Origin of the sequence: Candidatus Chloroploca asiatica (assembly GCF_002532075.1) — a bacterium.
In the GTDB taxonomy this organism is placed as follows: domain Bacteria; phylum Chloroflexota; class Chloroflexia; order Chloroflexales; family Chloroflexaceae; genus Chloroploca; species Chloroploca asiatica.
Window position 1 is genome coordinate 1 of record NZ_LYXE01000014.1, and the last position, 14,381, is coordinate 14,381.

At 53.1% G+C, this 14,381-nt stretch carries 9 protein-coding genes and 2 pseudogenes; 6 read left to right on the forward strand and 5 right to left on the reverse strand.

All coding sequences use genetic code 11. From position 1 onward, the window contains the following. Positions 1 to 55: 55 nt before the first annotated feature. Positions 56 to 814 carry a hypothetical protein gene (locus A9Q02_RS00995; protein ID WP_097650481.1) on the reverse strand — a complete coding sequence of 253 codons (759 nt, stop codon included), beginning with the start codon at positions 812 to 814 and terminating at the stop codon, positions 56 to 58. Between the two features lie 443 nt (positions 815 to 1,257). On the opposite strand from A9Q02_RS00995, the gene A9Q02_RS01000 reads away from it, so the two are divergent. From A9Q02_RS01000 to A9Q02_RS01010, 4 genes are all read left to right on the forward strand, one after another. Further along, entirely contained in the window at positions 1,258 to 2,859 is a 1,602-nt protein-coding gene (locus A9Q02_RS01000) for an alpha/beta hydrolase (RefSeq protein ID WP_097650482.1), read from the forward strand. Between the two features lie 863 nt (positions 2,860 to 3,722). Continuing rightward, a complete protein-coding gene (locus A9Q02_RS23515; protein ID WP_141508636.1) occupies positions 3,723 to 4,424 on the forward strand; it encodes a hypothetical protein in 702 nt (233 codons plus the stop codon). Next, on the forward strand, positions 4,414 to 5,403 hold the full coding sequence (locus tag A9Q02_RS01005; protein ID WP_172450470.1) for a beta-ribofuranosylaminobenzene 5'-phosphate synthase family protein: 990 nt from the start codon (positions 4,414 to 4,416) through the stop codon (positions 5,401 to 5,403). The genes A9Q02_RS23515 and A9Q02_RS01005 overlap by 11 nt, the downstream gene beginning before the upstream one ends. Continuing rightward, entirely contained in the window at positions 5,396 to 7,000 is a 1,605-nt protein-coding gene (locus A9Q02_RS01010; RefSeq protein WP_097650484.1) for a non-canonical purine NTP pyrophosphatase, read from the forward strand. Before A9Q02_RS01005 ends, A9Q02_RS01010 begins: the two co-directional genes overlap by 8 nt. Positions 7,001 to 7,348: 348 nt before the next feature. Here the strand turns inward: A9Q02_RS01010 and A9Q02_RS25280 are convergent, their stop codons facing one another. From A9Q02_RS25280 to A9Q02_RS01020, 3 genes and pseudogenes are all read right to left on the reverse strand, one after another. Beyond that, on the reverse strand, positions 7,349 to 7,657 hold the full coding sequence (locus A9Q02_RS25280; RefSeq protein ID WP_245860166.1) for a helix-turn-helix transcriptional regulator: 309 nt from the start codon (positions 7,655 to 7,657) through the stop codon (positions 7,349 to 7,351). Between the two features lie 325 nt (positions 7,658 to 7,982). Further along, positions 7,983 to 8,435, reverse strand: a pseudogene (locus tag A9Q02_RS25285) (transposase); the annotation flags it as partial. Between the two features lie 186 nt (positions 8,436 to 8,621). Continuing rightward, positions 8,622 to 10,271: pseudogene (locus A9Q02_RS01020) on the reverse strand (IS1182 family transposase). Positions 10,272 to 11,054: 783 nt separating this feature from the next. Between A9Q02_RS01020 and A9Q02_RS01025 the strand changes: the two are divergent. Both A9Q02_RS01025 and A9Q02_RS01030 read left to right on the forward strand, forming a co-directional pair. Then, a complete protein-coding gene (locus A9Q02_RS01025) occupies positions 11,055 to 12,494 on the forward strand; it encodes a DNA methyltransferase (protein WP_097650486.1) in 1,440 nt (479 codons plus the stop codon). Then, the gene (locus A9Q02_RS01030) at positions 12,491 to 14,095 is read left to right on the forward strand and encodes a DNA methyltransferase family protein (RefSeq protein WP_097650487.1); all 1,605 of its coding nucleotides are present in this window, start codon (positions 12,491 to 12,493) and stop codon (positions 14,093 to 14,095) included. Before A9Q02_RS01025 ends, A9Q02_RS01030 begins: the two co-directional genes overlap by 4 nt. Before the next feature lie 92 nt (positions 14,096 to 14,187). Here A9Q02_RS01030 and A9Q02_RS01035 read toward each other — a convergent pair. After that, the coding region (locus A9Q02_RS01035; protein WP_141508640.1) for a transposase at positions 14,188 to 14,381 on the reverse strand (194 nt) is incomplete at its 5' end.

Here is a 14,381-nt window from a genome sequence, read left to right on the forward strand (position 1 = left end):
GCCGTGCGCGCGACCGCCGCTTCCGTGGGGGCCGCACTTGCCCTGATCGGTGTCCCTACCACTTTGACGTAGCCCTACGGTAACGCAGCGTCACCCCAGCATAATGCTCAACCAGCGTGCGCCGGTCGCCGTACTGGCGCGGATAGACCCGCGGCCGATCGACGACCTCGCCTTCAAGCTGCACCCAAGCCATATCGGGCACATCATCGCCGACCTCCTGCACGCCCAGCACATCAATGCGGATATCCCAGGTACGGCGTCCCGCATCGTAGGCATCGCGCTGGAACCGCTGATCGTAGTACTCCTCCATGCCCAACGGACCAAGGATCGCGATGCGCTGCCCATCCACAAGCAAGTGCTCGGCCCGCGCACGCACCGCATCACTCATCGTAATCGGCAAGCGATAGCTGGCCCGTGCTGCCCCCTGCGCATCGCCCACGACCTCATGGATACTCAACTCATAGCGATACTCGGCAGCGCCGAGCTCGGTAAAGATTCGGCGGCCCTCGCCGCGTCCCGTCGTAACCACCCGCACCGTTCCGACAATCACGGTCAAATTCTTGCTACGCGGTCGCCCCTCTGGATCAGGTGTTCCACTGGGCGCACGATCGCCATGCAGCGCCGTCTCAAGCATCAGCGCGACACCATCGGGCAGCACCAGACCGTGGCCTGGGCGCACCGGCAGCGTGCCCGTCTCTACGGGCGCAGGGGGTGGCGCAGCATCAAGCGGCAGATCCGCCGAACGCGGTGGTAGAACGGGCGTGACATCCCAATCTTCGGCCAGCAAACCCTGGTGAGCACCATTGATGAGCATCGTGACAGTTCTCCTGGAACAACGCAGCGCGATGAAGGAAGCGCTGCGACGCGAATAAACCTGGAGGTATCATCCGTGATGTGGGAGAAGCGGGCATCGGTAAGAGGTAATGATTGGAGGTTGTCGCGCCCTTTGCGCAGGTGCTGGAGCACCAGATCTTCGACGTTCCCAACCGCCAGTGCTCTGGCGCTGTACCAATGATGGAGCACTGCCCTATAATAACGGTACCGAATGGGCAACATCGTTTGGGTCATGGCTCACAACGTAGCGACGAGCCATGCCACCGCACCGTCACCCATGATCGAGGCGTGCGCTCGACGACAGTGGCACATGTGCCACGTGGGAAGGGGGAGTCACATGTGGGGCTATGTGATGTTAGGCGAGGAGGGAGCGCGGCATGGATGTTCTGATTGGCCTTGCACGCGGCAAAGGAGCAGCCAATCATGAAGAACCCGTCCGCGCCTCGCTTGGGCCACGTCGGGATCTGGCTAGCGACCGTGCTCGGCATTGCGGCGATGGCAGGTGGACTGATGCAGCTCTGGCTACCGCACCAGCAGTTGCACACCGAGCAGCTCCGCCTTGGCACACTTCCGGTCAGGATGGTCACCGATCCGCGCACGGACGCCGACGCGCCCGCAGTGCTCATCGCCCACGGCTTTGCGGCCTCACACCAGATCATGCTGCCCTTTGCCGTAACCCTGGCCCACGCCGGGTATCGAGTCTATCTGCTCGATTTCCCCGGCCATGGCCAGAATCCAACGCCACTGCGCGGCGACATGACCGATAGGGAGGGGCGTCACCGCCAGTTGCGCACCGCGCTCGATGAGGTGATGGCCCTGGCGCGCACACGTGGTGCCACGGAGATCGGTCTGCTTGGTCACTCGATGGGCAGTGAGGTCGTCGTGCGCTATGCCCAGGAGCATCCGGGCATCACTGCCGTTGTCGGGGTCTCACTCGTCTACGGCGAGATTTCCGCGACGAGCCCGCCGAACCTCCTGGTGATTACCGGTGCGCTTGAACCCGGGCTGCACCCGCTGGCCCAGCACGTCGCCGATACGGCTGCGGGCGGCTCCGGCACACGTGATACCACCTACGGCAACTTTGTGGACGGCACGGCGCGACGGGTCGTCTTTGCCCCCGGTGTTGAACACATCGGTGTGCTTTTCAGTCCCATCAGTATGGCTCGTGCGTTGGCATGGTTTCAGCAGGCCATGCCTGTCGCGTCACCTACACCTGAGCCATATCTTGACAACCGCGCACCCTGGCTCGGGATGACCTTACTCGGCGCGAGCCTCCTGTTCCTGCCACTTGCCCAGATCATCGCCCGTCTCCGCCCGGCCCCGTGCCGGGACGCCCGTCCGGCCCTGCGTCACTGGTGGTGGGGCACCGCACTCGTTCCGGCCCTGATCGCCCCGATCGCGGTGCGCCTCTTCCCGACTGGGGACTGGTTGCCGATCCTGGTGGGTGGGCCGCTGGCGCTGCATTTTGCCGTGTACGGGCTCACGACCTTGATCGGCGTGGGGGTCCTCGTCCGACGATCACAGCAGCCGTCCACCGTTTCGGGCTCTGCCGCACTGCCTGTGCTCCTGCAACCGGATCGACGATGGCGCGACCTGCTGGTGATCAGCGCTGCCGCCCTGCTGATCATCGGGTACGTCTTGCTGAGCTTTGGCCTCCCCATTCACACGTTCGTCCTGAATTACGTTCCGCCCGTCACCCGCCTGCCCACCGTCGCCGCGATCATCGCCCTGATGCTCCCCTACTTTCTCGCCGACGAGTGGTTGACTCGTGGCCCCTGGGCTCCCAGGGGGGCCTACGTCATCACGAAACTCGTGCTGATCGCATCGCTGGCTCTGGCGATCGCGCTCAACGCACAACTCTTCTTTCTGGTGCTGATCGCACCATTGTTTGGGGCCTATTTCCTGATCTACGGTCTATTCAGCTGGATCGTCTTCCAACGTGCCGGGACACCCCTGATCGGGGCGCTAAGCAACAGCGTGATCTTCGCCTGGATCGTAGCCGTGACCTTCCCGCTGGTACGCTAGCGCACCGCGCAGAACGTTCCAGCACAGAGCGCCATCGCACGGTGATGACCTCATCCGTCATTGTTGCCCATCGGACGCTGTCGCATAGATTCGCGCCGCTTCAGTGACTTCCCTGATCCGATGGTGAGCGAGGAAGCGGCGCACCCTGAAGACCTGGCTCTGCGGCGAAGCCGCAACTTCGCAACGGCGCGATGGGGCAGTAACGCACTCACCTCAGCGGCCCCACGTTCGCGTGGATGGCGAGGAGCGTGAAACTGGATGCAGCGACCCACGCATGTGACAGCGGCCTCTTCCATGCACAATGCATTATGTGAGTGGTACATACCTGGTCAAGCAGCGTGAAACTGGATGCAGCAACCCACGCATGTGACAGCGGCCTCTTCCATGCACAATGCATTATGTGTTCGGCGCATAGTGGTACATACCTGGTCAAGCAGGCGGCGGGGACGCAGAATGGGCAGAAGCGGTGGTAGAGGGGGCATTATCGCCTGGGAGCCTTGCACCTGGTGGTTGTAGGCGGTGGGTTTGCCGTAGAGCATGGCGGATATGGGCGACAGATACACTTCGTAGCATAACGGAAGGTGAATATCGGTGGTGCTTTCGCCGTGTATGAGGTACGAAGCCGATGTAAATGGTATAATCCCATCGTAACAGGTGGAGAGTAGATGTAGGTGGCGAAAACGCCGTCTACTTCATGTTCGTCCGCAAGCATTCTCATTTTCTCACTGCGAATTGTATTTCTTTCAAAAATGGCTATAATATCAAAGACGTTCTAAACATAAGGTAAGCAAATGAGACGATTACGAAATTGGCTACGACCGGATCATTGGATATATATACTTGTGCATTTAATAGCAGTTCTCATGGGACTTCTTATTACCAGCATTAACACACCTCTAGCTGTTTCTATCGGAACATCAATTGTGGCCACGGGCATCACTGGATGGGTAATTTTCATTTATGTGTTTTTAGCGCAAGATACAATAAGAAAGCTAGATCTACTTTCAGATTTTGGCTTTGTCAATGCATTTGAAGCTCGATCAATCAGCATCAAGGGCGAATACGACTCAAGAGTAAACGATGCCCGTGAGTACATAGATATTCTTGGCTTTGGATTAAAGGCATTGAGAGAGGATTACATTGACAAATTCCCAGATTGGCAAAGACGAGCAAATATTCGCATCTTGTTAATTGACCCTGAATATCCAAATGAGCAATTCTCATTTGCTCTCCAGAGAGATCGTGAAGAACGAGAAAACGAGGGTTCAATTAGAGCGCAGGTATTAAAGTTCGTTAATGATACAAAACATTTGATTGGAACTAACAATCCCCATAAATTTGAAATTAGATTATACAAATGTCTTCCCTCAGTAAACATATTTAGAGTTGACGATGAAATGTTCTGGGGTCCTTACTTAGTACGAGAGCAAAGCCGAAATGCACCCACGTTCTTAATAAGAAAAAGGGGGATCTTATTTCACAGATTAGCAGACCATTTTGAGCGTATATGGTCGGACGACAATTTGTCTAGGCCTGTTCCTAGCAACTGGATTGGTGAAAAGTAAATTGGTGGTTGTACGCGCATTTCCAAGAATACATATTGGTTTAATTGACTTAGCTGGAGCTACTGCCCGAAAATATGGCGGAGCAGGCTTTGCTATTTCTGGGCCCTACACAGAAATCATTATGGATAGCAGTATTCCAAGTTCTATAATCGGTCTAGAGAAACTGGACTTAAAAGGACAAGATGATGTAATAAGTGTAGTGGAACGGCTAAATCATTTGCCACTCTCCAAAAACACACAGATTACAATTTCAAAAGTAGCACCACAACATATCGGGCTAGGAGGCAAGACCTCTTTACTATTATGCTTGCTAACAGCGCTTCACATTCATAATGGAATAAAGATTCAACGAACTTCCATTCAAAAATTATCAAACCGTGGTGGCACATCTGGTGTGGGTATTAACACTTTCTTTCTTGGAGGGTTAATCACAGATTGCGGCCAAGAAATTAATATCTCTAGTGATTTCACACCTTCAAGCTTTGCTTCACCAACGAGTATACCTCCTGTAGTTTCGCGTGTACGTATTCCACGGCAATGGCGATTTCATCTTATTCTACCGCAGGGAGAAAGAATTAGTGGGCGGCGAGAACTGGATTTCTTCCATGAGAACACTCCTATCCCGAAAGACGAGGCATTACAAATGCTAGCTCTTGTGTATCACGGAATAGTGCCAGCTTTTGCTACAGCAAATACAGATTTACTTAAATCATCGCTAGACAAAGCACACGATATAGGATTTAAAGGCAAGGAATTACACGGTCAGTCGATACACGCAAGGGATTTATACTTTGCATTAAGAGAATTACCTGGATGCGCTATTGGTTTGAGTAGCATGGGGCCTTTATTGTACGCGACGGTAAATTCTCACAACTCTTTAATTGCCAAAAAGATTACAGATATCAGCTACGAATTCAATGCATCAATTATCGGTGTTTGCCAAGGCAGAAATAAGGGCTATGAGGTAATCTATGACTAGTGTTATTGCGCGACCGAGAATTAGAGACGTATTCTTGTCCCAAGACAAGACGCTGGAGGTGGTATTCTACACCTCTAATATTTCCAAATTTCTACAGGCGAGGACAGTTTTTGAACAGAATGGACTTATTTTAAGACACTTCAAAAGCAAGAGCGAGCCATATTCTGAAGACTATAGCATAGGCAAACGGCAACTGCTACATCGAGCGATTAAGGAAATTATAACATCAGTAGGAAAGACCTCGCTCTTTTTTGTCGAAGACACCTCTCTTCGTATAAATGCACTAAGTAAAGACGACGTCGATTTCCCGGGACTCTCAGTTAAAGAGTGGTTTGCAGAAACTAGCTTTAATGATCTTGATCGCATTCTTAAAGGCAAGGGAAACAATAGAGCCACTACTGTCAAATCTGACATAGCGTTATATGTGCCAGACTTAAGCAATCCGGTCTATTTTTATGGATACACCGAAGGGAGTGTTGCAGACATCCCTCCCAATTTTGCAGAGTCTATACAATATCCATGGTTAACACCAAATACTTTTAATGGTTGGTTTATTCCAAGTGGGAGCAGTAAGCGTTTAGGAGAAATGTCTTTCGAAGAGTCTTGGTCTTACGATTTTCGTGTTCGTGCACTTGTTCAACTAGTTGACAGACTAGAAGAGTATGCTGCTATATTGAATTTACCGCCTCAATCTTATAGTCGTCGTCATGTTTTTCAAGTCACTAACCAATTACCGCTATTTCCAGCAGAAAGTCAAGTATTGGTAGTTGTAGGGCATACTTGCGCAGGTAAAACTACATTTGGGGAGCACGCTTCCCAAAATCATAGTTTTCGATTTATTGAGGCTAGCAGCATTGTTAGGATGTTCAAGTACGAATCCGGAGATGAACTTCTGGGAATGTATGACTTTGCCAAAAAGATTCTATCCGAAAAGGGAAACGACATTATAGCTAGGAGAATCGTTCAGTTATTTTCATCAAACTTACCAACAAAAATGGTCATTATTGGCTTAAGAACAATTGAAGAGGTTGAAGTTGTCAAGAAAAATTTCCCGAACACTAGAGTAGTTTTGATAGACTCAACGGAAAAAACAAGGTTTGAAAGGTATATTTCGCGGGCACGTCCAGGTTACGGAGCGAGCATAAAAGAATTCCGTTTGATAGACAGCCAACACGATTCGTTTGGTTTAATGAGAGTCGCAAAAGACTTTGCGGACATCCGAATAGAAAATGAGGGAAGGCTAATCGATTATATGGGAAGAATAGATACGATATTAACACAGCGCAATACCGATGATACTCCTGGACTATCTCAATTCCTTCACCCACGTCACACCCCCGATAAGAGCCAACTTTATCGTTGTCTTATGGCATTACAAGAAGCAGGGTGCCCTTTAACTTGTGAAGAAATAGAAGAATACACAAAAAGTATTGGTCGGATTGTGAGAAGTAATAATGCAAATAAAGTTTTGAAGCGGGTTCCAGAGTTAGCCAGGCGACTCGAATCAGAGGGTACAAAAGTTAGATATGAAATTGTCAATGCGGGTCGCGTCTATATTCGTCTGATGGACAAATGGGCTTCGAGTTCAGCAAAATGAACAACCTATAACACCCGAACCCTGCTGCCCTGAGAAATCCCTCGGTCATGGGGCTTCCACCGGAGCAGGATCAGCCTTGGCAGGCGATGGGGCGATCTGATAGCCAAGCTTCTGGGCGCGCCGGGTGCACTGCTTGAGCTCCCGCTCCTTCCGCTTGGCCTCATACACGTCTGCACGCTCCTCGCGGAATGGCTCACCACGAAGCAGCATGACGTAGACTGTGCACGCCAGCTTGTGCGCGATGGCTACGGTTGCTTATTGCGGCCCCGTGTGTGCCCGCATCGCGCGGAAGTACGTATACTGCTCCCCTGGACAGTAAGACCACCACTATGACATACTGACCAGTAGTCAGACAGCGAGGTGGAGCTGATGCGCAACGAGCAGACAACCAACGACGAGACCTTCAAGCGCTGGACGGCCAAGCGCCGGGTTGCCCTGGTACTTGAGCTCCTGCGCGGCGAGACAACTGCAGCCGAGGCCGTGCGTCGGCACGGGCTGACTGTCGCTGAGATCGAGCAGTGGAAGGAGCGCTGCCCGTGGCGCCAGAGACGCGCGCGCGGGAAAGGTTCCCGCTTTCAGCCAGCGCACGATGGTCTGTCGGGTCAGGCCAACCTGAGCGGCGATCAGCGTTAGCCCGAGACCCTGATCCGCGAGCACCACCACGTCCTGGTCGTGTGCGAACCGCCGTTGCCGGGCGTACGGAAGCTGTCGCGAGGGCGGGCCGGGAGCGGCGTGCGGATGGGCCGTTCCCGCTGGTACCCTGCGGTCGGTAAGGGAACGCACGCCGCGCGCATGATCCACGGCCTTGGCCACACTGTGTGACCCTTTGTGATGCCGTTGAACAACCCGCGCAAGGACTTCGCCCGCATGCTTGACGAGGTGAAAGCGCTCGGCAACCCGCACGGCCTTTGGTGCCCCCGGTATGTACCCCACGGGCGTAGTCCCCGGCCCGATCCCGCGTGACAACTTCAATCCCAGGGTGTTCACGAAGCCAGGCGGCGACAGTCTTGGCACGCCGATCAGGGAGCATGTCGACGACGGCATGGGTCTCACCATCGGTCAAGATCGTGCCGTAGACCTGGCCTTTGTGAAACGCGAAGTCGTCGATGCCCAGGACGCACGGAGTGGCTCGTGCAGGAAGGGTTGCGCGCTGCGCGCGTCGTCGCAGTGGGTCGCCGCTCGCGGCCATGGCAATGCGTGCACTCTGGCGAGCCCCAGCTTGGCCGTCAAACGCGAGGGCAAGATCACGGAGCGACGCATTGAGCCAAGCCGTACGATGGGCGGCGGGAGCAATAAGCGTTGGGAGGCGCTCACGAAAGGTCACGGCGGGACAGATCGTATTCAGGCAGCGAAAACGACGCAGCTGGAGCAGAAGCCAAACCGGCTGTCCGCTCAGTGACACATCGTGGGGCTGGCGGGTGGAGTAACTGTGCATGCTGGTTGAGACGGTACCGCAATGTGGACAAGGATCACTTGGCCGAAGGACAAACGCCGTGACCAGAATGCCATCAGCAGTGATGCTGACCTCGGTGACCGTGATCTCACAGGATAGTTGATGCCTCAGCTTTTTGCCTGAGTACGGGAGATGATACCGCTGGCGAACGCTCTAGGGCAGCGAAGCTCATGCGGCTTGGCGCATTAATCTGGCAAACGCTGAGCGACGTGTTTTGGCTCGTGGGGTCTCATCCAACCAGTCGGCGAGACGCAGGAGGTTGAGCGCCGAGGCAGTTGCCAGGTGCTGAAGTCGTGTTTTTGGCAACCCCACCTAGCGTGCGTGCCGAACATCACCGCTGCGGACACGCTGCGACATGGTTCCTTCGACCCCCGCTCGTTTGGCAGAGGCCCGTTTGAAGTCGGGCGTTTGCTGCCGCTGGCGCCGAGCTTGCAGGGCTTCGTGTTGCTCTTGGGGTCGTACCGTCACTGAGCGTCGCTTGCCGTCCGTGCATGCCTCACGGTGTATACAAACCTGGCAATCCTTCATCGAGAATTTGATCTTGATCACTGGACTTCCGCGGTTATCCAGGGCGGGCGTCCAACTGATGCTGGTCTTCGCTGCGGGGCAGGTCACCTGCTGCGCTTCCCAATCGATCAAAAAGTCAGCGGCGGCAAAGCCCTTCCCTTCTTTGGCTTGCCGATGATCGTCGCCGCGTACCGGCCCGAGCAGATCACGCTGATAGCGCCGTTCGCTCGCGATGCGCAGCTCGGCGTCAATGTAGCCCGTGTCGGTCAGGTGAATTTCGGGTAGGAGATCACGCTGCTTGAGCGCTTGGTGCATACCCTCCGTGACCGCATCATCGGCGGTGGTCGCCATCGTCGTTGCGACATTCGTCATCAGATGGGGCAGATCGGCGTCGCAGCTTGCGGTCACATGAACCGTGTAGCCGATCCAGGTCAGGCCGCGCTGCTGACTGGAGCGGCAATCGTGGTCATAGGGCGAACTGATATACTGACCTGCCGGCGGCGTTTCCTCATTCGTTCGCCAGCGAAGGCGTTCCTGCTCGGTCCAGGTGTCGTTCTGGAGCCAAACTCGGCGCAGGGTTTCGATGGCCGGGATGTGACGAAGCCAGTCCGGCGCGTCCGCGGCGATGACCGCCGTGAGGAAGCTCGAGCCATCTCGCCCAACTTCGGTCGCCAGTGCCGTGCGCTCGGCCGCCGCCTCGGGGAGCCGCTCGTCTTCGAAGCGCTTCTCATAGCGCTCGAGCCACGCGGGCTGCTTGAGGGTCAGCAACCAATCGGGCGCGACGACCGCCAGGCTGTTGAGCGCGTGGCGCAGCGTTGACCCAACGCACTCCAAGCGATTGAGCGCACGCACCGCGGCCAGCACGTGGGTCGCATCGCTTCGTTGGCGCCCGCGAGCCCGAAGCAGCTTCTGCTCGCGAAACTGCGTCAGGAGCGTATCGAAGCGCAGATACTCGGCATTCCCATCGACCAGACGTGTGCGAAACTCGCGCAGAACCGAGGGGTCAAAGCCGACATCGCTGAGCGGCAGCGCGAGGAGGTACTTCCAGTCAATCCTGCTGCGAACCGCATCAGCGGCTTGCACATCCGACAGCCGCTCGGCAAACTGCAGGATCGTCATCAGGGCCAGGCGAGCCGGGTCTTCGCCGGGCTGGCCGGTATGTGAGAAGAGGTGCTGAAAATCGGCATGATGGAACAGCGGCCCAAAGGTGTCCCGCAGCAGCAGAGAGCGATTGCCCTTGGGAAAGGCGGCTTTGGCCACCCGTACCGTTTCTTCCGGTATCACGGAGAACAGCGGCGAGTTGAGCGACATCTCCTCCCTCCACCGATCTTTGCGGCACCTCCAGTCTGAGGTTGAAGTGATGATAGCGCAGGGCAGCGTTTTTCGGGCATCGCCGGCACACAAGCCTTCGGAAATGGGGGTCGCCAGCGGTATCGGAGATGCGGAAGAGCCGCTCTTTCGTGAGGCAACGAGTCCCGCCAAAGTAAGATTCTCTGGCTCTTCCGCAGCTCCCGTGCTAACGTCATAACCATCACACCTGAGCCAAGACGCGCTGGCGAGACAGCCCGAAGTATGCCCGGTTATACCCCATTTGCTAGATTATCTTACGCCGATTCACGGTTTTCTCGGTGCCGATGCGTCAGTTTTTTGCTTGAGCACGGGAGCTGCGGAAGAGCCGATTCTCTCGTGAGGCAGAACGGGGTAAAGAAAAAAGTGTCGCTTGACAGATGGGGCGCGGCGGCGTAGGTAGGCCGCTGCTGTAGCAAACATACTCTAAAGAAGTGCTTCCTGGCAACGATGCCATGCTCACATAAGCCACAGCATATGTAAACAAGTCGGAGGTAGTTATAAACTGAATTGGCAACGAGAACCAGATGCTGCTATTTCCAGTGAACTCCTAGCAAAATGCAAATACCGCTTAGCAAAGACAAAAAAAGGTCTTGACAACTCTCGATCTATATGCGACTATATGCAGCAAAGGTAGGCACTCCAGTTGTGGTGTTTGGGCGTCTGGTTGCCGAAAAGCTACTATGGTTAGGGTTTTCCATGAGGGATCCTAAAAACCCCAGAGATGGTAACGAGTAGGTGAGGTATATGGTGGCTAAAAGCAAGCGTTCCAGACTCTCAGCATTGGATGTAGCACGTAGGGCAGGGGTTCACAAAGACACGTTGCTGCGATGGTTACGGGAGGGTAAAGTTCCCGAGCCTTCGCGTGATCATCGAAATTGGCGCTGTTTTTCTGAAGAAGAGGCAGCACGTATTGTGAGGTTTGCCGAGAATGGTGAGACCTTATTTCCTGAAATGGAAGATGAGACAGTGATTCGAGAAATTGAAGCTCCCTACACTATCTCCCCAATTCAAACTCTGTCTAATCTTGATTGGGATTTTGCTAAAGCAAAAACTACTTATTTGACACATGGTATTCATCCGTATCCGGCAAAATATATTCCTCAAATACCGAATGCGCTCATCCAAGAACTTTCGTCAGTTGAAGAAACTGTAGCCGACATCTTTTGTGGCAGTGGCACAACACTGGTCGAAGCATTAACTCTTAAGCGAAATGCTATTGGTGTCGACGCAAATCCGCTTGCATGTCTTATTAGTAGGGCAAAGACAACTAGGCTTGCAGAAGGGGACGCTGAAGTCTTGCGCAGCCTCATCGAACGAGGTATACGCCAAGCCAATTCTATACTTGCCTTCTCAGTCCCAAACTTATTCAACGAAGAAGGCTTTAAATCGGAGGCCCCACGACCCGAACATAAAATCATCGCTAATTGGTTTGAGCCGTATTTTATAGAGGAGTTAGCGGAAATACTTTCTTGGTGTCGTGGAATAGCGAGTGAAACAGCAAAAACGCTTGCTCTCACTGCCTTCTCCTCGATTGTGGTTGCTGTGTCAAAGCAAGAGTCTGATACTAGGTATGCTAGAGTAGAGAAGAATTTGACCCACGGTGAAGCATTCCGAAAATTTGCCCGTGCACTTAATGATATCTTGCGCTTTTCAGAGGAGTACACAGAGATTGTGGAACCCAGGTTTACTTGTTCGATTATTCCGGCTGATATTCTTAGCAAACCGGATATTGGCCTAGTGGATCTAGTCGTCTGCTCACCGCCATATCCGAATGCCTATAGTTATCATTTGTACCACGCTTCTAGGATGATATGGCTTGGGATGGATCAACCGAAGTTTAAGCAGGAAGAAATTGGCAGCCACCGAAAGTACAGTAGTAAGAGCATAAAAGGAGCAACTATCGAAACATTTCGACAGGAGATGAGCATCATCTTCTCTTGGTTGAAGTTGCATTTGCGGAACGGAAAGTATGCTTGTTTTGTTATAGGCGACTCAACAATTAAAGCGCAGCGCTATAACAACGCTGATGTACTTATTGAGGCTGCACAACCGTATGGCTTCACAGAGGTTGCGCGTATCTCACGACGAATGCAGGACACAAAGAAGGCTTTTAACCCTGCAATCGGAAAAATCAAGGACGAGTATATTCTTATTCTTCAAAAGAACAGAAGTATTTCCCAGTGAAGCGCCTAGTATGTAAACTTAAGCCCTACATCCAGCCGTTTGAGAGGGTACTAGCTTTCAATGAATTACGTGCTCTCACTGGAGAGACACCAAAAATTGTTTTTGGGTCAGATGCACGCTGCCCCGAATTTGAGATTTATACAACGGTTCCTGTTGAAGTGTTAGTGCAGCGACTCGCCTACTGGGAGGCTATTGCATACGACAAGAAGCAACAATATACAGAGCAGGTATTATTTGAAGCTACTATGAATGTGGCACGAAATGGCATAACTCCACAGCAAATTGAACAAATTGTACCATTTCGGCATACTCCTCCGCTACCGAAAAAAAGATCTCTTCGATATGGTACCCACGGTATTCATGAATATCGTGGCAAATTCTTCCCTCAACTTGTTCGCTCGCTTATCAATTTTGAACAGGTGGAGGCTAGAGGCATCATAGCCGACCCGATGAGTGGTAGCGGCACAACAGTCGTTGAGGCTGTTATGCTTGGCTGCCACGGCATTGGGTTGGATATGAACCCCCTCTCAGTTTTTATTGCGAAAACAAAAGCAGCGCTACTAGCTGTAGAGCCGCAAGAACTTGAGACCGCATACCAGGAAGTACGAGACAGAATTAACGCACCTCGTTCTACACAGCGAGAATCACGAATCTACTTCAATACTCTGCCTGAAGAAGACCGTGACTACCTAGAAGATTGGCTGTCAGAGCAGGTGCTAAATGCCCTTGACTGGATTATTACCCGTATCAAGCTTGTTGAGCACCCAACTGCTCGTGACCTAATGCTGCTCTCGTTAAGCAACATCATCCGAAAAGTTTCATGGCAAAAGGAAGACGATTTGCGCGTGAGGCGAGAGGTCGTTGATGACAAGTATATCGATCCAGTTGGGGATTTTCTCAGTGAGATGGGGCGGTCAGTAAAGACGGTACTGGCGTTTCTGTATCAGCGGGATAGCAGCACACTTGGAACATTCTGTGTCAATGAAGGCGATGCCCGTGATGCAGATCGTGCTTGGGCGGATTACATCGGTGAGGTAGATACGGTCATTACATCACCACCATATGCGACTGCACTCCCTTACCTGGATACCGATAGGCTCAGCCTCTGTTATCTTGGTCTTCTGCCTCGGCCTGAGCATAGGCAGCGAGATCAACATATGATTGGTAATCGAGAGGTAACGGACAAGTGGCGTCTTGCTTACTGGCAGGATTTTCAGGAACGGAAAGCAGACCTACCGTCCTCGGTTGTGCAATTGATAGAGCGTGTGGACACGCTGAACTCAGGAACAGATATTGGGTTTCGCCGTCGCAACTTACCGGCACTGCTTTCACGGTACTTCTTTGACATGCGCCGTGTGCTCGTGAGTATCTCTAATCTTTTGCGGCCAGGTGCTTCGGCTTTTGTAGTTGTTGGAAACAATCATACTATTGCGGGTGGAGAAAGAGTTGAGATTCGGACTGCCGATCTACTCGCAGATATTGCACGGACCATAGGATTTGACTTGGCTGAGCAGATTGATATGGAGATGCTTATCTCGCGCGATATCTTCAAGAAAAATGCAATGAATTCAGAGGTTATTCTTCATCTTCTTCGACCATAAAAAGTTCGCTACGCCCGTACTTGAATTTCTTGTACGTTCCAGTGATGGTACTTTTCGCTCCCAGATGCTGAATTAGACCATCGGCGACAGTCTCATATCGGGAATCCTGAGAGGCTGTCTGAAAAGGGCCATGCGGCCAACCGCCGGAGCATCACGCGGGTCATGGCAAGGGAGATCATCGCCTCGCTCGTGGCTGGCAGTACCTCGTCGTCCTTGCTTAAGCGGCGGCACTGGGTCAGCCACGCGAAGGTTCGTTCCACAACCCAGCGCTTTGGGAGCACCAAGA

Coding starts and splice junctions, on each gene's coding strand:
- A9Q02_RS00995 (WP_097650481.1), bottom strand. CDS start 814: ATGCTCATCAATGGTGCTCACCAGGGTTTGCTGGCCGAAGATTGGGAT.
- A9Q02_RS01000 (WP_097650482.1), top strand. CDS start 1,258: ATGAAGAACCCGTCCGCGCCTCGCTTGGGCCACGTCGGGATCTGGCTA.
- A9Q02_RS23515 (WP_141508636.1), top strand. CDS start 3,723: ATGGGACTTCTTATTACCAGCATTAACACACCTCTAGCTGTTTCTATC.
- A9Q02_RS01010 (WP_097650484.1), top strand. CDS start 5,396: ATGACTAGTGTTATTGCGCGACCGAGAATTAGAGACGTATTCTTGTCC.
- A9Q02_RS01025 (WP_097650486.1), top strand. CDS start 11,055: ATGGTGGCTAAAAGCAAGCGTTCCAGACTCTCAGCATTGGATGTAGCA.